The sequence below is a fragment of the Christensenella intestinihominis genome (genome assembly GCF_001678845.1).
GTDB lineage: Bacteria > Bacillota > Clostridia > Christensenellales > Christensenellaceae > Christensenella > Christensenella intestinihominis.
The window spans coordinates 109,990-129,353 of sequence record NZ_MAIQ01000008.1 but is presented as its reverse complement, the minus strand read 5'-3'; the positions used below and the strand labels follow the sequence as shown (position 1 = coordinate 129,353).

General features: G+C 52.3%; 22 protein-coding genes and 1 other annotated feature. Of the genes, 1 reads left to right on the top strand and 21 read right to left on the bottom strand.

The window, feature by feature from the left end:
• Positions 1–201: 201 nt before the first annotated feature.
• The 4 genes from galE to BBD38_RS11320 all read right to left on the bottom strand — a co-directional run bounded on the left by galE (position 202) and on the right by BBD38_RS11320 (position 4,665).
• Positions 202–1,215, bottom strand: coding sequence for a UDP-glucose 4-epimerase GalE (gene galE / locus BBD38_RS11335; protein WP_066688284.1), 1,014 nt, complete (start codon positions 1,213–1,215; stop codon positions 202–204).
• Between the two features lie 104 nt (positions 1,216–1,319).
• Positions 1,320–1,835 carry an IS200/IS605 family transposase gene (gene tnpA / locus BBD38_RS11330; RefSeq protein WP_082989636.1) on the bottom strand — a complete coding sequence of 172 codons (516 nt, stop codon included), beginning with the start codon at positions 1,833–1,835 and terminating at the stop codon, positions 1,320–1,322.
• Positions 1,836–2,038: 203 nt separating this feature from the next.
• Positions 2,039–3,154: an aminopeptidase gene (locus BBD38_RS11325; protein WP_066688283.1), complete on the bottom strand. Its 1,116-nt coding sequence runs from the start codon at positions 3,152–3,154 to the stop codon at positions 2,039–2,041.
• A 101-nt stretch (positions 3,155–3,255) separates the two neighbouring features.
• Positions 3,256–4,665, bottom strand: coding sequence for an MATE family efflux transporter (locus BBD38_RS11320; protein ID WP_066688282.1), 1,410 nt, complete (start codon positions 4,663–4,665; stop codon positions 3,256–3,258).
• Positions 4,666–4,808: 143 nt separating this feature from the next.
• Here BBD38_RS11320 and BBD38_RS11315 point away from each other — a divergent pair, with 143 nt between their 5' ends.
• Positions 4,809–5,429, top strand: a complete 621-nt coding sequence (locus BBD38_RS11315; RefSeq protein ID WP_066688281.1) for a cytidylate kinase-like family protein — start codon at positions 4,809–4,811, stop codon at positions 5,427–5,429.
• A 126-nt stretch (positions 5,430–5,555) separates the two neighbouring features.
• On the opposite strand, the gene BBD38_RS11310 is transcribed toward BBD38_RS11315, so the two are convergent.
• The 17 genes from BBD38_RS11310 to yfbR all read right to left on the bottom strand — a co-directional run bounded on the left by BBD38_RS11310 (position 5,556) and on the right by yfbR (position 19,124).
• On the bottom strand, positions 5,556–5,852 hold the full coding sequence (locus BBD38_RS11310; protein ID WP_066688280.1) for a hypothetical protein: 297 nt from the start codon (positions 5,850–5,852) through the stop codon (positions 5,556–5,558).
• Positions 5,853–6,100: 248 nt separating this feature from the next.
• Complete coding sequence (locus BBD38_RS11305) at positions 6,101–7,156, bottom strand: ABC transporter substrate-binding protein (protein WP_066688278.1); 1,056 nt, start codon at positions 7,154–7,156, stop codon at positions 6,101–6,103.
• A gap of 15 nt (positions 7,157–7,171) precedes the next feature.
• Complete coding sequence (locus BBD38_RS11300; protein ID WP_066688276.1) at positions 7,172–7,969, bottom strand: ABC transporter permease; 798 nt, start codon at positions 7,967–7,969, stop codon at positions 7,172–7,174.
• Positions 7,966–8,823 carry an ABC transporter permease gene (locus BBD38_RS11295; RefSeq protein ID WP_066688274.1) on the bottom strand — a complete coding sequence of 286 codons (858 nt, stop codon included), beginning with the start codon at positions 8,821–8,823 and terminating at the stop codon, positions 7,966–7,968. Before BBD38_RS11295 ends, BBD38_RS11300 begins: the two co-directional genes overlap by 4 nt.
• On the bottom strand, positions 8,820–9,911 hold the full coding sequence (locus tag BBD38_RS11290; protein WP_066688273.1) for an ABC transporter ATP-binding protein: 1,092 nt from the start codon (positions 9,909–9,911) through the stop codon (positions 8,820–8,822). The genes BBD38_RS11295 and BBD38_RS11290 overlap by 4 nt, the downstream gene beginning before the upstream one ends.
• A gap of 356 nt (positions 9,912–10,267) precedes the next feature.
• Positions 10,268–10,801 (bottom strand): cupin domain-containing protein, encoded by a 534-nt coding sequence (locus BBD38_RS11285; RefSeq protein ID WP_066688272.1) that lies wholly within the window; start codon positions 10,799–10,801, stop codon positions 10,268–10,270.
• Between the two features lie 306 nt (positions 10,802–11,107).
• Positions 11,108–11,827 (bottom strand): M15 family metallopeptidase, encoded by a 720-nt coding sequence (locus tag BBD38_RS11280; RefSeq protein ID WP_172807827.1) that lies wholly within the window; start codon positions 11,825–11,827, stop codon positions 11,108–11,110.
• A gap of 265 nt (positions 11,828–12,092) precedes the next feature.
• Complete coding sequence (locus BBD38_RS14315) at positions 12,093–12,908, bottom strand: N-acetylmuramoyl-L-alanine amidase (RefSeq protein WP_082989635.1); 816 nt, start codon at positions 12,906–12,908, stop codon at positions 12,093–12,095.
• Positions 12,909–13,032: 124 nt separating this feature from the next.
• Complete coding sequence (locus tag BBD38_RS11270) at positions 13,033–13,905, bottom strand: hypothetical protein (RefSeq protein WP_066688268.1); 873 nt, start codon at positions 13,903–13,905, stop codon at positions 13,033–13,035.
• Positions 13,902–15,290, bottom strand: a complete 1,389-nt coding sequence (locus tag BBD38_RS11265; RefSeq protein WP_172807826.1) for a sensor histidine kinase — start codon at positions 15,288–15,290, stop codon at positions 13,902–13,904. Before BBD38_RS11265 ends, BBD38_RS11270 begins: the two co-directional genes overlap by 4 nt.
• 25 nt (positions 15,291–15,315) lie before the next feature.
• Positions 15,316–15,969: a response regulator transcription factor gene (locus BBD38_RS11260; RefSeq protein WP_066688264.1), complete on the bottom strand. Its 654-nt coding sequence runs from the start codon at positions 15,967–15,969 to the stop codon at positions 15,316–15,318.
• 153 nt (positions 15,970–16,122) lie between these two features.
• A complete protein-coding gene (locus BBD38_RS11255; RefSeq protein WP_066688262.1) occupies positions 16,123–16,389 on the bottom strand; it encodes a hypothetical protein in 267 nt (88 codons plus the stop codon).
• Positions 16,386–16,820 carry a zinc ribbon domain-containing protein gene (locus BBD38_RS11250; RefSeq protein ID WP_066688261.1) on the bottom strand — a complete coding sequence of 145 codons (435 nt, stop codon included), beginning with the start codon at positions 16,818–16,820 and terminating at the stop codon, positions 16,386–16,388. Before BBD38_RS11250 ends, BBD38_RS11255 begins: the two co-directional genes overlap by 4 nt.
• A gap of 21 nt (positions 16,821–16,841) precedes the next feature.
• Positions 16,842–17,159 carry a hypothetical protein gene (locus tag BBD38_RS11245; RefSeq protein ID WP_066688260.1) on the bottom strand — a complete coding sequence of 106 codons (318 nt, stop codon included), beginning with the start codon at positions 17,157–17,159 and terminating at the stop codon, positions 16,842–16,844.
• Positions 17,160–17,327: 168 nt separating this feature from the next.
• A complete protein-coding gene (gene rplL, locus BBD38_RS11240) occupies positions 17,328–17,702 on the bottom strand; it encodes a 50S ribosomal protein L7/L12 (protein ID WP_066688259.1) in 375 nt (124 codons plus the stop codon).
• A gap of 54 nt (positions 17,703–17,756) precedes the next feature.
• Positions 17,757–18,281, bottom strand: a complete 525-nt coding sequence (gene rplJ, locus BBD38_RS11235; protein WP_066688254.1) for a 50S ribosomal protein L10 — start codon at positions 18,279–18,281, stop codon at positions 17,757–17,759.
• Positions 18,282–18,307: 26 nt separating this feature from the next.
• Positions 18,308–18,442 (bottom strand) — a sequence feature (ribosomal protein L10 leader region).
• Positions 18,443–18,545: 103 nt separating this feature from the next.
• On the bottom strand, positions 18,546–19,124 hold the full coding sequence (gene yfbR / locus BBD38_RS11230) for a 5'-deoxynucleotidase (protein ID WP_066688306.1): 579 nt from the start codon (positions 19,122–19,124) through the stop codon (positions 18,546–18,548).
• Positions 19,125–19,364 lie beyond the last annotated feature (240 nt).

The window sequence follows — 19,364 nt, the reverse complement described above, 5'->3', positions numbered from 1 at the left end:
ATGTGTTTTTATCCATTTTGGATACCTCCTTTGCTTTTGGATGCAGTTGGCTAGACTGCTTCCATTTTAGCATTGGAGGTTTTTTCTTGTAGCTAAAGCTTTCTTTTTCCCCCGGCACAGCCGGGGGATTTTTTCGCGCTTAAGCACACATAAAGAAGCTCTCTGCAATTTAAAGTTGCAGAGAGCTTTTTTCATCCATACTCAATATCCGTTCGGGTTATTCTTCTGCCAATTCCAACTGTCGCGGCACATGTCCTCGATATCCCGTGTTGCTTTCCATCCAAGCTCTGCCTTGGCTTTATCTGCGTTCGCATAATACTTGGGGGCGTCCCCCGCGCGGCGCGGGGCAATCACATAATTAATTATGCATCCGTTTGCCTTCTCGAACGCATGTACTACTTCAAGTACACTTTGTGGCTGGCCTGTCCCCAAATTATATACGAACAGTCCCTGCTCCGCCAATTTCCGGATCGCCTTACTATGACCGTCTGCCAAGTCCATCACATGGATATAATCGCGAATACACGTACCATCCGGCGTATCATAGTCGTCTCCGAACACATTGAGCTTCTCGCGCTTACCTACCGCAACCTGAGTAATATATGGCATCAGGTTATTCGGTTCGCCGCTCGGGTCTTCGCCGATACGTCCGCTTACATGTGCGCCAATTGGATTGAAATAACGCAGCATGACGATCGACCATGTTTCATCCGAATAGCTGAGGTCGGTGAGCATCTGCTCAATCACCAGCTTGGTCCTGCCATAGGGGCTGGTAGAATTTCCGATGGGGGATTCTTCCGTAAGACATTCACCCTGCGTCAGGTCGTATACTGTGGCGGAGGAACTGAAGATAATACGCTTTACATTGTGTTCCTGCATTTTTTCAAGAAGGACAACCGTGCCGCTGATGTTGTTGTCAAAATACGCGAGGGGTTCGCGCACCGATTCGCCGACCGCCTTGAGGCCTGCCATATGGATGACTCCGTAAATTTCGTTCTGCGAAAAAATTTCGTCGTACGCATCCCGGTCGCGGATATCCGCTTCATAGAAGCGCACCTTCTTCCCGGTGATTTCTTCAACGCGCCGGAGCGCTTTTTCACTGCTGTTTATGAGGTTATCCATGACGGTGACATCATATCCCTGACCCAAAAGTTCCACACAGATATGACTGCCGATATAACCGGCGCCGCCGGTGACCAGAATATTCTTTTTCATTTGTTCCCCCTACTTTTTTGACAGTCAAGACCACCCGTCCAACGGGTGGCTTGCACCAGCCCTATAAGGGCTTGTTACCGGCCAGCGCCTAAAGACGCTGGCTTTCACTTGCCGTTCAAGCCTCTATTGCCTTTGCCACTTTTGCCGCCCCTAAAGGGACTTTTGTAATACCAGCTTACCCCTTCGTATTCCTTTACACTGAGTTTATCCAGAGCGATATCGTGCTTTTCCTGCTCTTGGATATACTTTTTTATTGTTGCTTCGTTCAGCCCCACCGTGCTCACATAATACCCTTCCGACCAAAAGTGCCTATTTCCAAACTTGTATTTTAGATTTGCATGCTTGTCAAACATCATCAGTGCACTTTTTCCTTTCAGATATCCCATGAAACTCGATACGCTTATTTTCGGCGGGATGCTCACCAACATATGTATGTCGTCTGGCATCAGATGCCCTTCCAATATTTCTACTCCTTTGTATTGGCATAATTGTTTCAGTATCTCACGTAAACTACTTTTGTATTGATTGTAGACCACTTTACGCCTATACTTGGGAGTGAACACAATATGGTATTTACACATCATTTTGTGTGCGCCAGCTCTTTGGGCTTTATTTGCCATGAAATCACCTTTCCTTTCTTAGCATAGAGACTTGAACATCTTCTATACTAACGGAAAGGTGATTTTTTGTATAACTCCCGTCGCGCACCCGCATAGCGGGTGGGTTTTGGTTCCACACCCTCCGCGTGTGGAACAGGCTAAAGCCTGGCACTTCGAAAAACATCTGTACTATTTAGCATAGTACAGATGTCAAAACCGCTTGGTTACTTGAGATTTTCTGGATTGAGGCATTTGAGTTCATCAATAACGAACATTCCGTCTTTGCGGATCATTACGTCGTCGAACCAGACCTCCCCGCCGCCCATTTCCGGCGTTTGCACGAGAACCAGGTCCCAGTGCACCGCGCTTTCGTTGCCGTTATAGGCATCATCGTAGCTTGAGCCCGGCGTGAAATGCAGGGAGCCTGCGATCTTTTCGTCGAACAGGATATCGCCCATCGAATGGTTGATATACGGATTCACGCCGAGGGAGAATTCACCCACGTAGCGCGCGCCCTCGTCCGTATCGAAAATTTTGTTGATGCGCTTCGTATCATTGGAGGTCGCCTCTATGATTTTGCCGTCTTTAAAAAGGAGGCTGACATTCTCATACTTGAAGCCCTGGTTGAAGGAGGGCGTATTATACGTAATGCGTCCGTTGACGCTGTCCCGCACGGGCGCGGTATAGACCTCGCCGTCCGGCACGTTCATATGGCCGTCGCACTTAATGGCGCCGATTCCCTTGATGGAGAAGGAAATATCCGTGCCCGGCGCTTTGATATGGACGCGGTCCGTCCTGTTCATCAGCTCCACCAGCGGGTCCATTGCCTTGGACATCCTGCCGTAATCGAGGTTACACACGTCAAAATAAAAGTCCTCGAACGCTTCCGTGCTCATTCCCGCCTGCTGCGCCATAGAGGGCGTGGGATAGCGCAATATGACCCAGTTGGTATTCTTGACCCGCAGTTCGTGGTGCACCTGTTTTGAGTAGATGGATTGGTACAGCTCCATCTTATCCGCCGGGACGTCCGCCATTTCCGTTGCGTTTTCGCCTCCGCGGAACGCGATATATGCCTGCATCTCTTTCATGCGGGCGCTGCCCCACTTTGTAATATCCTCGATCTGTTCCTTTGTCACCTGCATCAGCCACTGGCGCTGCACCGCGTTATGCGGCGTATCGAAATACGGCAGGCCGCCCGCCGCGTACACTTCCCTGACAAGCTCTTCCGTGAGCGCGTCCGGGCAGCCCGACACGTCGACCAGCACTTTATCGCCTTTTTTGACGCCGCACGAATAATTGACCAGCGTGTGGCACAGCTTCTTGATTCTTTCATCTACCATTTTATTTCACCTCTGGAGTTGTAATATTTTCCTCTTTTATTATACCACAACCACAGGCCGCAGAAACACCCCCCGGGATATGCGGGAGCAAACCTTGCGCCCTACATTCCCGGTACAAACGCTGCCGGATTGTCGAGCGGCTTGATGTACTTGCGGCTGACATACCGGAAAAAGAAGATGCTCAGCACAAGGGAAACGCATTCCGCAATCGGAAACGCATACCATACGTCGTTTACGCTCCCGAAAAGTGACAACAGGCAGGCCGCCGGCAGGATAACCACAAGCTGGCGGCACAGCGATACGACCATGCTTAAAACGCCGTTGCCGACCGCCTGGAATACCGAGGAAAACACGATTCCAACCCCCGCAAAGGCAAAGCACAGGCTGATGATCCGAAGGGCCTGCGCGCCCAGTTCAAGCATTGCCGGCGTGGCGTTGAACATGCGCAGCAGGGCGTCGGGAAACAGTTGGAATACGGCCATGCCGACGATCATAATGACGACGGCAAGGATCGTCGCGAACCGTATGACATCCGTAATCCGCTGCTTATGCCGCGCCCCGTAATTATAGGCCACAATGGGAATCAGGCCGTTTGTAAGCCCCAGCACCGGCAGGAAGATAAACGACTGCAGCTTGAAATAAGCCCCGAGCACGGAAACCGCGGCGGCGGAAATATCCGGAGCATAGAAAAACACCAGGATAAAGTTAAAGCCCACGATCATCACCGAGGTGATCGCCTGCATGACAATAGACGGCGCCCCGACCTTATAAATCTCCCCAATAATCCTTTTCCGCGGCCGGAAACCGCGCATTTTGATTTTTACGTCTTTGATCTTCCTGTTGACAAAATACAGGCACATCAGCATTGCGACGATCTGGCCGATCACCGTGGCGACGGCCGCGCCCGCCGCGCCCATCTCCGGGAACGGCCCCAGCCCGAAAATCAGGATGGGATCGAGTACGATATTGATGACCGCCCCGGTAATCTGCGTAATCATGTTATAAATCGTGACGCCCGTGGACTGCATGATCCGCTCGCACGTGATTTGGATAAACACGCCGAAAGAGAAAATGGTGCAGATCGAAATATACTGCGTACCCATTTCCGCGATTTGCGCGCCGCCCTCGATTCCTGTCGTAAACGCTTCAAAAAATATCCGTGAAAAGAAAATACCAAAGGCCGCAAAGCCGATCCAGCTGATGATGCCAAGGAAAATACCCGCCGAAACGCCCTCGTTGGCATCGTCGAACTTCTTTTCCCCGAGACGCCGCGAAACAAGGGAATTCATGCCGACGCCCGTGCCGACCGCCACCGCAATAATGAGCATCTGCACCGGAAACGCAAGCGACACCGCCGCGAAAGCATTTTCACTGTATTGGCCGACAAACACGCTGTCCACGACATTATACAGCGCCTGCACCAGCATGGAAATCATGATGGGCAGCGCCATCGTGACCAACAACTTTTTGACGGGCAGAACGCCCATTTTATTTTCTTTTACCGCTTCCATATACATTCTCTCCCACTCAAATGTTTTCCACCCGCAAATTGACATTTTATCACATAAGGGGCATAATGTAAACAAACCTCATGCGCCTCATTTTTCTGTGCGCACCGCTTTTCACGAACCGACCATAAGGAGGAATAAAGGCTATGAAAAACGACGTTATTATCACCATTTCCCGGCAATTTGCAAGCGGCGGACGAACCATTGCCAAAAAACTCGCGAACGAGCTCGACCTGCCCTATTATGACAACGAGCTGATTACCCTTGCGGCAAAGGAGAGCGGATATAACGAAGAATTTTTTGAAAACGCAGAAGAAAAAGCCAATAATAAATTCCTGTATTATCTGTCTTCCGGCCTTGGGAACGTATCTTCGTGGGGTACGGATATCGCGCTTGACGACAAGCTGTTCCTGATCCAGGCGGATGTAATCCGTTCCGTCGCGGCAAAGGGCTCGTGCATCATTGTCGGCCGCTGCGCGGATTACGTGCTTGCGGGCAACCCGAACTGTATCAATATCTTTATCTATTCGGACATCGACCACCGGATCGAGCGCGCAAAGAACGATTATCACCTGGAAGCGCCGAACCTCAAGGACGCAATTGTCAAATCCGACAAAAAGCGCGCAACCTATTACAATTATTATTCCGATATGAAATGGGGGCAGAAGGAAAATTACCACCTGATGATCAGCAGCGACAGCATCGGGATCGATCATTCGGTAAAGCTGCTTAAGGAATATGTAGAACTGTTTTTAGGGAACAAATAGTTCCCATAGAAAAGGGCCTTCCCGCGTGGGAAGGCCTTTTTGCATCTTACGGATGAAGCAGCGCATAAGGGGGGACGATCGCCAACCCGCTCCCGTCCCCCGCACGCAGGGACCATACATACAGGGTCAGCACACCGCTTCGCCTATGATGGCGCATGGATTTCCCGTGATACACCGCGAAAAGCGCCGCTCATATTTTTTGTGTACCGTATCAAGAATATCCGGCACCACCGCCCCGTCGCTGCACACAAGGTACAGGACATAGGTTACGGTTCCCTCGAGGGCCGCCTGCGCCTGCCGGATATAGACGGCTTCGCGGATTCCCTCGCAGGCCCGGTAATATTCCCGAAGCTCGCGCGCAAGCACTTCAAACTCGTCCTGCCTGTTTTTCTTTACGTTATAAGTACAAATTTCATAAACCATTCCAGCTACCTCCACATCCAGCGACAGGCCCTGAAGTCTTATACATATATCATATTTGTTCTTTTATTATAAACCTATATTTCCCTATTTTTCAATAAAATAGCCGTAATATCGATATTATCGGGACTTCAGGCTGAAATATTCCCTTAATTTTTACGTTTTTCGTTATTTTATATGATATTTCGTCGACTTTCTTGTTGCCAAACGCACAAAAAAAAGGGGCCCGAAGCCCCTTTTTTACAGAATTTTTACGCAATTTTTACCTTCATCCACGCATCTTCATACATCCGCAGGACATCCTTTTCCAAATGCTCATAATATTCGCAGTTTTCAAGGTCCTCCTTCGGGGGATTGAATGCCGTATTTTCGAGCAGCTCCGAATCGACAAGCAAAAGCGCGTCGTCTTCCGGCGTGGAATAGCAGTTATATTCCGCATTCAGCGCCGCAATATCCGGCCGCATCATGAAATCGACAAAGCGCAGGGCGGCATCGTATACATCCGTCGTTTTGAGGATGCACATACCGTCCACAAAAATATTGGCTCCCTCCTTTGGGATTACATACCGCAAATCGGGATTATCCATCATGGAGTAGGCCGCGTCGCCCGCATACATGGGGGCGAGCGCCGCGCTCCCGTTAATCATCGTCATCCGCAGGTCGTCTGTCCCGTAGGCCAGCACAAGTGGCTTTTGTTCCACGAGCAGCGCGGCCGCCTCGTCAATCTCCTGCTGATTTTTGGTGTTGATGCTGTAGCCTAGCTTTATGAGCGCAAGCCCTACGCTGTCGCGGATGCTGTCGTACATCAGTATCTGCTTTTTATATTTTGGGTCAAAGAGCGCGTCCCAACTGTCAATTTCCTCCCCCGTCATTTCGATATTATAGAGGAGGCCGAACGTCCCCCAGGTATAGGGCACGGAATACTGTCCGTCCGGGTCATATGTGCACGTTTTGACGAAATCCGCGACATACCGGTAGTTTTCCATTTTGGAATGGTCGAGCACGGCAAGGCGGTCTTCCAGCATCAGGCGCTGGATCATATATTCGGAAGGGACCACAATATCGATCTGCGTGCCTTCCGTCGTCGCGATGACGTACATTTCCTCATTGGAGGGCACGGTGGTCATATTGATCTTAATATCCGGATTTTCTTCCTCGAACATGGGAATGACGTCCGGGTCGATATAATCCCCCCAGTTGAGGAAATGCACGACGGTGCGGCCGTCCGCGGTTTCCGTGGACGCACAGCCCGCGCATATGCCCGCGAGCAGCAGGCAAACGAATAGGATGGAAAATAATTTCTTCATTGGTGTTATCCTTTTTCAGCGAAAGCTTTCCGCCTGCGGCGTTTTTTTCGTCTTTTTCACGGACCGCAGGTTGATGACCAAAAGCAGGGTGATGACTACGACAAACATGATCGCGGAGAGTGCGTTAATCATGGGATTGATGCCCACGCGCGCCATGCTGTAAATATAGGTGGACAGGTTTTGCGTCGCCCCCTGGGACGTAAAAAAGCTAATCATAAAATCATCGAAGGACATGGTGAAGGCGAGCAGGAAGCCCGTTACAATCCCCGGCACGATCTGCGGGAGGATGACCTTCCTGACCGCATAGGCCGGCTTTGCGCCCATATCGAGCGCCGCCTCGTAGGTGCCCGGGTCCATCTGGCGGAGCTTCGGGAGCACGGAAAAAATAACAAAGGGAATATCGAACGTGATGTGCGCGAGCAGCATCGTCCAGTAGCCGCGCGGGATATTAAAGAAAATAAACAGCAGCAGCAGGGAGATGCCCGTTACGATCTCCGCATTGACCATCGGGATATAGGTGAGGTTCACCATGACGTTTTTGCTTTTTTTGCGGAAATTATCCATGCCGATGGCCGCAAGCGTCCCAATAAAGGTCGCCGCAAGGGAGGCGATGACCGCAATGGAGATTGTTACCCACACCGCTTCCGCAATGGAGGGATCGGAAAAGAGCTGTTCATACCAATGGAAAGAGAAGCCCGTCCATTTTGCCATGGATTTGGATTCGTTGAAAGAAAAGACAATCAACGCGCCAATGGGCAGGTACATAAACAGCAGTATGACGGCGAGGTAAAAACGTTTGAAAAACAGTTTCATAATAACGCGCCCCCTTCCCCTTCCTTATCGTATTTGCGCATCAGCCACATGAACAATATGGTCAGGATCAGCATGACCACCGCGAGCGCGCTGCCAAAGTTCCATTCGGACATCAGCAGGAATTCCATTTCAATCAGGTCGCCGTACATCATGAAATGGCTGCCCCCGAGGAGCCGCGTGATGACGAAGGTGGTCATTGCGGGCATGAACACCATAGTGACCCCGGATACGATGCCGCCCTTTGAAAGGGGCAGCGTGACCCGCCAGAAGGTCTGCCACTTATTGGCCCCGAGGTCCTGCGCCGCCTGGATGCAGGAGGTATCCATCTTCTGGAACACCGAATAGATGGGCAGGATCATGAAGGGCAGGAAATTATATACGAGGCCGAAGATGATCGCTCCTTCCGTATATAAAAACTGCACCGGTTCAATGCCAAGCGCCATAAGCCCCTGGTTGATGATGCCCGCGTTATCGAGCAGGGCCCGCCACGCATACGTCCGCAGCAGGAAATTCATCCACATGGGCAGGATGAAAAGGATGGAGAGGATGGCGGCGCGGCTTTGTTTCATCCGTGAGAGCATATAGGCCACCGGATAGCCGAGAAGCAGGCACACCGCCGTCGCGATGAGGGCCATCAGCACGCTGCGCCAGAACACCGTCATATACAGCGGTGAAAACGCGCGCGCAAGATTTTCCGCGGTGAGGATCATGACCCCCCCGGAGCCCGTATCGGTAAACGCATACAGCAGGATGAGGATGAGCGGCGCGACCGTGAATATTGCAATCCACGCGACGTAGGGCAGCGCGAACACTTTACGGGAATTTATGACGCCAGAAATTTGCCTGTTTTTCATTGGCTCGCCCCCGCTGCCGCGTCGTCCGTACGCATCTTATCGTACTGGCTGACCTCCATGACATGGATGTCGTCCGGCTCGAGCGTAAAACCGACACGATCGCCGACGTCGTAAAAATCCGTGGAGTGGACCAGCCATTCAAAGCCGTTATCCCCCTGTACGCGGATTTCATAGTGGACGCCCATGAACAGCGTAGAGGAAACCGTGCCCGTAATCATATCGTCCGTGATATTTTTTGTGATATTGATATCTTCCGGCCGCACGACCACCTGCACCGGCTCGTTTTCATTGAAGCCGCGGTCGAGGCACACGAAGTCGTTATCCGCGAAATGCACAAAATAATCCCGCTTCATGATGCCCCTGATGATATTTGATTCCCCGATGAAATCCGCGACAAATGAATTCCGGGGTTCGTTATAAATTTGTTCGGGCGGCCCAAGCTGCTGGATCACGCCGTCATTCATCACGGCAATCGCGTCGCTCATGGTGAGGGCCTCTTCCTGGTCGTGCGTTACATAAACAAAGGTGATGCCAAGGGATTTCTGCATCCGCTTCAGTTCGAGCTGCATTTCCTGGCGGAATTTGAGGTCGAGCGCGCCGAGGGGTTCGTCGAGCAGGAGCACCTCCGGCTCGTTCACGAGGGCGCGGGCAATGGCGACGCGCTGCTGCTGTCCGCCGGAGAGCTTGGCGATATCGCGGTCTCCATAGCCGGAAAGGCCCACAAGCCGGAGCATATCGTCCACCTTTTTCTTGATCGCCGTTTTATCCATCTTTTTGATTTTAAGGCCGAACGCGATGTTGTCAAACACATTGAGATGCGGAAACAGCGCGTATTTCTGGAACACCGTATTGACCCGCCGTTTATAGGGCGGCAGGCCCTTGATGCTTTCGCCAAACAGGTGTACGTCGCCGCGCGTCGGTTCTTCAAAGCCCGCGATGATGCGCAAAAGCGTTGTTTTCCCGCAGCCTGACGGCCCGAGCAGCGTCAGGAATTCATTTTGCCTGATATACAGGTTGATATTGGAGAGAACCTCTACCCCGTCGTATTCCTTGTATACCCCTAGAAAATCGATGATGTGTTCTGACATGGCGTAAACCCTTTCAAATTATGGTTTTATTCTTTGGCCCGCAGGAAGCAGGGCCCCACCCCGCAGCGGGCGTACATATTCCGGTCTCAGTGTGTTTTCAACGCTACGCCGGGCGGCGTCTGCGTCCGGTTCGCAGGCGGCATACTATGCCGCCCCTACGGGTATTCAGGACATACCGCGACGTGCGCTTCTCCCGCTGAACGCGCGCAGGATTGAACGCCTCCCCTGTGCAGAGCGTGCCCGGAGCAGATGCAGATTGGCGATGCAGCGAGTGAGACGCGGAGGCGCACATAATCGTGCGCCGCACAAGGCGAATCGATGCAAAGCGTCTATCTGCGCTGCGGCCGGGTGCGCGATTAAAACATGGGGGGCGTGGAGACCCACACCACTTCCGCATCCTTCTTCCCATTGTTCTCAATTTTATGCGGGACATCCGCACGGAAATAAAAGCTGCCGCCCTTCCTGACCTTATGCCGCTTCATGCCGAGGACGAGCGTTACCGTACCGGAAAGCACATAACCGAATTCCTCGCCTTCGTGCGGGCGGTCTTCCTCTGTGGAGCAGCCGGCCACGAGGTGCAGGAGGATGGGTTCCATCTTGTTTTTCTGCGCGTTCGGCACAAGCCAGAGGATGCTTTTTTCGTCGTCCGATTTTTCAAAGAGGTCTGCCGCCGCAAACGTTACCTTTTCTTCCTCGCGTTCGTTGAAAAATTCCCGAAGGTCGGTTCCGAGACATTCGAGGATATCCATCAGCGTCGCAATCGACGGCGATGTGAGGTCCCGCTCAAGCTGTGAAATAAATCCCTTGGAAAGCTCTGCCCGGTCGGCGAGCTCGCTTTGCGTGAGACCGAGGCTTTGCCTTCTCGCCTTAATTTTCCTGCCGATTTCCATTGCTGTTTCACCCTTCCGCGTTTCCCGTTTTCACACAATACTAAATAAATTGTTTATTATTATTAAACCTCGCGTGCAGATATTATTTAATCATACGCGGCCCTTCCTGTCAACACATTTTTCCTTTACTCATGCCGCTTTTTATTTCCCGGTTTAAGCATTATTTTCCATTTTTATATAAAACGCATCCAAAAGTTTACATATACTATATATAAACCGCAAAAACCGCTTTTACCTTCGCGCCCCGGGAAAACGCGCAAAAAAAGTCCCGGAAAATTTTCCGGGACTTTGGGACGCGCATCCGGTTCAGGCAGTACCGCCCACATATTCCTCGAGGCACAGGCCGCCTTCATAGATTTCCTTCGCCGCCTGCCTTCCCACATAACGGAAATGCCACGGCTCATAGATCACCCCGGTGACGGGTTCCTTTCCTTCCGGATAGCGAAGGATAAATCCGTATTTCCATGCATTTTCCGCAAGCCACCGCCCTTCCGGCGTTTCCCCGAACGAGGAATCGGCCTCGTCGTGCCCCGGGGAGAGCACATCCATCGCAAGGCCGGTCGTGTGTTCGCTTGCGTTACCCGGAAGCACGCGGACAGGCTCCGCATAAGGGTTTTGCCCATAAGCCGGGTCTTCGCTCACCCGCTGTTCCCACAGCTGCTCCTGGTATTCCCGGGAACGGTAGGCAGTCGTAATTTTATAAGGGCCGATCCCTTCCTCCTGTGCGGCCAGAAACATTTGCCGCGCGGCCTGCCCGGCCGTACGGTTGATGGACCCGCCCTCAAAATATACCTCGCCGCTGAAAACTTCGTCCATTGGCACAAGGTCTTCGGGCCTTCCGCCGCCTGATGGATGGTCCCAGTTTACAAGCGCGAGGAAACGCGGGTCTGCGTCCCCGGCCGTCGCCGTTTTCCCGGAGGGCTGCGCCTGCGCGTAGGCCTGCGTGCCGCCCGTGTGAACCGTTTTTTCCGACAGTGCGGAAACGCGTGTAAACAGCAGGAGCCCGGCGATTAAAACAGCAGCCATAACAACGAAAACCGCAAAACGCCTGGTCGCTTTCCTGCGTTTATGCCTGGCCGGCATTCCTGATGTCATGAAATGCATTCCACCGTCCCCTTTCCGTTCCGTTTTTTTAAGATTACCGCCGGAACGTATCGTTTCCGCTTCCATCCTGTATCATTTTTGTAACGTAGTTGTAAATGAAAAGGAGAGCCGAAGCCCTCCTTTCCCGACAGAAAAAATTTGTTGCCCGTTACGTTATATAGCAGTCTTCTCGATTTACCACCTTCCTTTACAAATTATTTTCAGAAAGATATGTTTCGATCCCCGAGCCCACCGCCCTGGCGATGGCCTCCTGGTAATCGTCTTTTTGCAGTTTCTGTTCCTCTTCAGGATTGGAGAAAAAACCGCACTCCACGATGATGCTGGCCTGGCTGCCCGGCCTCAGGAGCTGGTAGTCCCCCGAATTGACGTCGCGTGGATTTGCAATATCGAGCTGTTCGTTGAGCGCACTCTGGACATATTGCGCAAGCCGGTAGCCCGGCGCTTCCCTGTCCCGGTAGAAAACCTGGGGACCGGCCGCGCCCGAGCCCTGTTCAAAGAAATTCTGGTGGATGCTGACAAACACATCGGCGTTCGCGGTGCGTATGATTTCCTCGCGCTTTGCCATATCCGCCGCCTTGCGCACCTTGGCGTCCGGCTCGTCCGCCGCCGCGATCGGTTCGTCCGATTCGCGCGTCATGATGACGGTATAGCCTTTCCCTTCCAGCACGGCTTTGAGCTTCAGGGCGATTTCCAGGTTGACCTCTTTTTCAAGCCTTCCGGTGGAAACCCCTTTGGTTCCGACATCCGTATCCCCGTGGCCGGGGTCTACGATTACCTTGATTCCGCCGTCCGCCGGAATAATTTGTTTGAGGGTCTGGGCCTCGCCCTCCGCGGGCGCCATTTCGCCGTCCGCCGCTTTGGAAATTTCAAACGGAAACGCCCGGTAGAGCAGGAATATTCCCGCGACAACCAGCAGAGTAATGGCAAGGAACAGGAAAAAACGTCCCGTCGCCCTCCTGTGCCGCCGCCGTCCAGTTCCGATGTGCTGTGATATGTTACGCATGATTTCTTTCCCCCTGATGTCGATCTCTCTTTTTTCCAAACAAAAACCCTGTACCTATAAAGTACAGGGCCGGGGCATATTTTTTCCATCTATCTTGTATCATTTTTGTAACATTACAAATTTTTTATAAAATATCCGAGGGCTTGAGGATCATTTGGAAATGCCCGTAGCGGGAAACCTCCGCCAATACGTCAAACTCTGAATTGGTCATGCCATACAGGCTGCTGATGGTTGGCCCCCAATCCAGGTAATCCTTGTTATAATCCACTTCAAGCTCGTGGTAGGCGGCAAACGCGGAGACCAAATCCGCCATATCGCCCTCTTCCCACCCGGCAAAAAGCCCGGTGCCGGTTTTGGAGGCGTAGTCGTACGAGGCTTCCGAATAATAGGAAATATCCATATAATAGACCTTGCCCAGTTCGTCGTCGATGATAAACGCGTAGTTTTCGCCTGTCGCGGAGTTGCTGATAACGCCCTGCCAATAGTAAAACTCCGTCGAGGAGACGGTCGGGTCCGAAGCGATGAGGAAGGAGATGCTCTCCACCGCGTCATAGGAACCGATTTTCCCAAGGTCGAATTTGGGCAACGCCCCCGTATTTTGCAGCAGGCGCGCTTCCCGTACGATGGCGAGCTCTGCCTGGGCCTTGGTCATCACGCTTCCCTTAGCCGGAATTCCGTCGGTATAATTATACTGCACAAGATTATCCCGGGCTTCCATCTCGATCTTCTGCGCTTCTTCCGCGGCGGCTTCGGGCAGGCCGAAACCGCCGTTTGTATTGCCCTCAAAATTGTAGCGCATTACCTCGTACAGCACCTTGGTTTTTTGGTATTTCGTCGCCTTGTATTCATAGGATTCCGCGGCCGATTCGTCCTTTTGGATGATATTGAGGAAGGACGCGTCCGTGCTCCGTGCGAGATAGGGCGGAAGCCATGCGCTCATGACGACCACAAACGCCATTGCGGCGATTGCGCACACATACTTTATGATCCGTTTCATGGGCGCGTCCTCCTCGCCGCCCTGCGGATGCGCACGCATACAAGCGTGCCCGAGCCTACGATACTTTTGAACTCGAGGCGCGAGCCGTGCATATGGGCAATTTTATCGGAAAGCGCAAGGCCGAGCCCGGCGCCGTTCTGGGCGCGCGCGCGGCTTTTATCCACCATGTAAAACGCTTCCGTGATTTTCTTGATTTCTTCTTCCGGGATGCCCCGGCCGTGGTCGCGCACACAGAAAACATAGTCGCGCCCGTCGACCCGCCCGTACAGCTCGATGAGGCTGCCCGGCTCGGACGCCTTGCGCGCGTTATCGATCAGGTTTACGAGCAGGGTTTTGAAGAGGTCCGGCTCGATCATGACAACCGCATTCTGGGCCGCCGTCTTGAGGACAAGCCCCGCGTTTTCCATGATGGGAAGCATCAGGCCTTCGATCTCTTCGATCAGCAGCCGCGGGTTGATGCGCCGTTTTTCAAATTCCTGCCGTTCGAGCACCATCAGCTCGAGCAGCTTTAAGGACAATGCTTCGAGGCGCTTTCCTTCCGTAAAAATGTAATTCGCCGAAAGGAACATTTCCTCCGGTTTCATTTGCTTGGAGCGGAGCATATCCGCATAGCCGATAATTGACGTAAGCGGCGTCTTGAGCTCGTGCGCGAAGCTCGCGACAAAATCCTCCCGCTGGCGCGCCGTATTCTCAAGCGCGTACATTTTATCCTGCACCGCATCCGTCATGGCGTTAAAATCCTGTGTGAATTCGGCGATTTCATCCTCGCCCTTCACCTTCATGCGCACGTCGTAATTTCCTTCCGCGATGCGCCGCGTGGTGGCGGACAGGCGGGTGAGCGGACGTGTCAGGAACATGGAGACGACGAGCATCACGAGCGCGCTTAAGAGCAGCAGCACGATGCTCCATTCCGTATAGGTATCAAACTGCGTTTCCCGCTCCTGGAAAATGGAGGTGATATCCCGCGAGGTTTCGAGGTAGACGGTGCGGTCGCCCACGCTGGTCGAGCAGCACACGGTGATGTTATAGCGGCCCCCGCTTTCGCTGATCCGGTAAACACGGTCTTTATCCATTTCGCGCATCAGCTGTTCGTCCGCCGTCGCGCCCGTGGCGGGAAATATTTTTTTATAGTTTTCATCCGAAACGATAATCCCGCGCCGTCCGCCGTTTTCAAGGGACGACACGCTGTTTACAACGGCCTCGTCCGTGAGCTTCGTTCCCTGGTTTACATAGGTGGTCGCCGCGCTTTCGTAGGCAAGCTTCATCAGCTGGTTTTCCTCGAGCGCCCGGTCTGTTTCGCGTGAAAGCGCGGAAGCGAAAAAAGACGTAATCAAAACATAGCCGCCTACCGCGAACACGATGGCGATTACGATTACTGTCGACAAAAACACCTTCCAGGCAAATTTCATCCTAGCATTCCAACCTGTATCCTACCTTATAGACGGCAACAATCATTTTTTCCCAGCCGAGCTTTTTGCGCAGGCGCTGGACGTGCAGGTCCACGGTGCGCGTATCCCCGAGGTAATCGCTCTGCCATACGCGTTCAAAGATGGTCTCGCGGAAGAGGGCGATATTTTTATTACGGATGAAAAGGAGCAGGAGCTCGTATTCCTTCATCGTGAGGTCGACCTGCCGGCCGTTTTTCCGCACACACCGCGACTGCGTATCGATTTCCACATCTCCGACGGTAATTTTGCTTTCGCCTTTATTATAGCGCCGCAGGACGGCTTCCACCCGGGCAAGCAATTCGACGATTTCAAACGGCTTGATGATATAGTCGTCCGCGCCGAGGTGGAGACCCTTCACACGGTCCGCCACGTCGTTTTTGGCAGTAATAAAAATGACGGGGGTGCCGGTTGGGGCGATGTATTCCATCAGCTCGTAGCCGTTCACCTTGGGCAGCATGATATCCAGCAAAATCAGGTCGTAACGGTTCTGCTCGATCATGTCCGCCGCCTGCATTCCGTCGTCCGCCACATCACAAGAATATCCGCTCTCCGTCAGGTTGACGCGAATCAGGTTGGAGATCGGCTGTTCATCTTCTACAATTAATATATTTATCATAACCCGTTGTTTCCCCAAATCAATGGATTTTAAAATTTGTATCCATTATTGCTCTTTATTGTATCATATTTGCATCAGGGCTGCCCGCGATCCGTAAAAATTTCATTTTTTCCGGGTGACGATTCTCCCTTTTCAGGCAAAAAAAAAGAGAACCTAGCGATTCTCTTCGAGATATACGTCCATCATTTTTTCGATTTGCTTTTTTACCTCATTAAGCCTTCTTGCGAGCTCCGGCCGCGGCAGCATGGAGGCGGATTTCGTATCGAGGTCGTTCGTCATTCGCAGGTGCAGCCACCCGAGCGCATGCCACGTATTTTTGAGGTCCTTGCGCAATTTTTCAAATTCTTCCCGGGGAAGGTATTCATCGGGGCGGTAGGTGACGACATTGGTCCACGGCTGTTTCGTTTCCATTGCAATCATTGCTTTGCGCCGCAGTTCGGGCAATAATTATCGCCCACATAGTGTTTTACGCCGCAGTTTTTACATTCCCGGGTGGATTGCGCCGCGTTGAGGGCGACCTCGAGCTGCTGGAGCTCCGCGTAAATTCCTTTGATTTTTTTGGCCGTCTCGCCCATCTCGCCGCGCAGCCTGCCTTTGGCGTAGGCCATTTCCCCAAGCGTACGGTATGCTTCTTCAAGCTCCTTCTGCTTCTGGGTTTTCTGCGTATTGAGCTTGGCGGTTTCCATCAATTCCTTGGATTTATTTGCAACCGTGCTTCCGAAAGCGACAAGGCCTTCCTTTGCTTTTGTCGCCGCGGTTTTAGCGGCCTCGCCCACCGCCTGCCCGGCATCCATCGCTTTTTTCTGCGCGGCTTTCGCCGTCTTTTCTACCTGGTCTTTTGTTACTGCCATAATAATTCCCCCTGTTTTATGTCAATCGCGGTCTTTTAATTCGACGGAAACCGCAAGAGAGGCAGCCTCCGCCGCTTCCTTCGCCGCTTCAGCAACCTTTGCCGTAAGTTCCGCCGCTTCCTTCGCCGCTTCGTCCACGCTGCCGCGCGCTTCGGCGCTTCCGTTTTCCGCATAAGCCTTTAGCCGTTCCGCCGTGGTGCGGGCGGCAATAATTGCCTCGCGTGAACATTCATATGCCTGCTCGATTGCGGTTTGTGCTGCTTTAATATAAAATTCTTTGCTTTTAATGCGTGCCTGTTCCAGAAAATCGTCAAGCAACTGCTCTTCGGAACCGTCCATAACACGAGTCCCCCCTGATCCAATCTAATTACTTATACACCGGCCGAAAGCAGTTAAAACCAGAAAACTTCTTTGCGGAATATTAAAATGATTACCAGCGTATATAAAAAACGCAGCGCTGGGCTGCGTTTTTTACCGCATACTGCGGATTTGCTGCTATTGGAAAATTTATTTCATTTCCACGTCTGCGCCAACTTCCTTGAGGGAAGCGACCAGCTTTTCCGCGTCGTCTTTTCCGAGCGCTTCCTTGATTGTGGAAGGAGCGGAATCAACCATCTCTTTTGCTTCCTTAAGGCCGAGGCCCGTAGCTTCCCTTACAACCTTGATGACTTTGATCTTTTCTGCGCCCGCAGCCTTCAGAACAACGTCAAACTCGGTTTTCTCTTCCGCAGCGGCACCAGCATCGCCGGCAGCCGGAGCAGCGGCAACAGCTACCGGAGCAGCGGCGCTTACGCCAAACGTTTCTTCAATTTCCTTTACCAGTTCCGCAAGGTCCAGAACATTCATTTCTTTAATCGCATCAAGAATCTGCTTGTTATCCATGATTTACTATCCTCCAAAATTTAATAGGTTTTAATTTCTGTGCACGATGCACGTTTACTGCTTTTGTTCCGCAACCGCTTTGAGCGCGCATGCGAGGCCACGCGGGATCGCCTGGAGCGCCAGAGCAAAGTTGGTAATCGGAGCGTTGAGGCTGCCCAGCATCTTCGCAATAAGCTCTTCCTTGGACGGGAGCTTCGCAAGGCTTTCGATCTTTTGGGCGTCCATTGCCTGACCGGCCAGGATACCGCCCTTGATTTCGGTTTTGCCTGCATCCTTTACAAACTTGCACAGGATTTTCGCCGGAGACACCGGGTCTTCAAAACCGAACGCAACTGCCGTCGGGCCCTTGAAATAATCTTCCACGCCTTCGATTTTCAGTTCCTCGGCCGCGCGTTTGAGCATATTGTTTTTGATGACCTTATACTCTACGCCCGCTTCGCGGAACTTGCTGCGCAGGTCGGACACTTCCGCAACCGTAAGACCGCGATAATCGAGGACGACAACGCTTTGCGCGCGCTTCATTTTATCTACTACGTCGGCAACGGCCGCCTGTTTTTCCTGTAGTTTTGCTTCCTTCAAATTCTTTCACCTCGCTGACTGCGCGGGATTCAATAAAAAATGCCCTTTCAAAGCCATGCAGACCTTAAAAGAGCAACAAAGTTCTTATAAAATCAACCTCGTCAGGATTTCAGAGATTAAGCGTTACGCTCCTGAGTCTATGGCTTTCGGTACATATTTCATTTTCACGCAGAATTTATAATACCATGCGGCAGGCTTCCTGTCAAGGAAATTGCACAAAATTCGCCTGCGGCGGCGCAAATCCCGGCGCACGGCGCCCTCCGCTTAGTTGAGCTCGTCCAGCGTAAGGGAATACCCCGGCAGGAAATGCTCTATGAAATATTCCACCTCCGGGAGTTTCATTCCTTCCACGGCTTCTTTGGTGCGCACGCACGCCTTCTCGAACTCGCGGTTGCCCGTACGCAGCTCTTCCAGGCATTTGATATAGGCGCAGAGCCGGTCTGCCGCCTTGACAATAAGGCGCACGTCTTCGGTTACCTCCTGCCGCACGTACGGGGCGATCTGCGGCTGCATTTCGTCCGGCAGCATGGAAACGAGCGTATCCTCCGCATGGCGTTCAATTTTTTTATAGGACTGGGTGATGTCGCTGTCAAAATATTTAATGGGCGTCGGGAGGTCGCCCGTGATGACCTCGCCCGCCTCATGGTAGAGCGCGGCGGCAAGCACATCTTTTTCGCTTACATTCCCGCCGAAATACGTATTCCGTATGATGCACAGGGCATGCGCGGTCAGGGTGACGGAGAAAGTGTGTTCCGCTACGTTTTCTTCCATATTATTGCGCATAAGCCCCCACCGCTTGATATGGCGCATCCGCGAGAGATAGGCATAGAAACTTTTTTTCATTGAAAACCCCTTGCAATCGTTTTTCATCGGTGCTACCATTATACCAGAAAAGTAAATACACTGCTAGGGGAGCTACGGCTGAGAATTAAACCCTTCAACCTGCACGATAATGCGTGCGTGGGAAGCATAAATTTTCTTGTAAAATTGAACTCCCGCTTGCGGGAGTTTTCCTTTTTTGCAGTGTGCTTACGGAAGCCGGACGGCACCGTCCGTCCCGGTCTATGGCAGCCCCGGAACCAA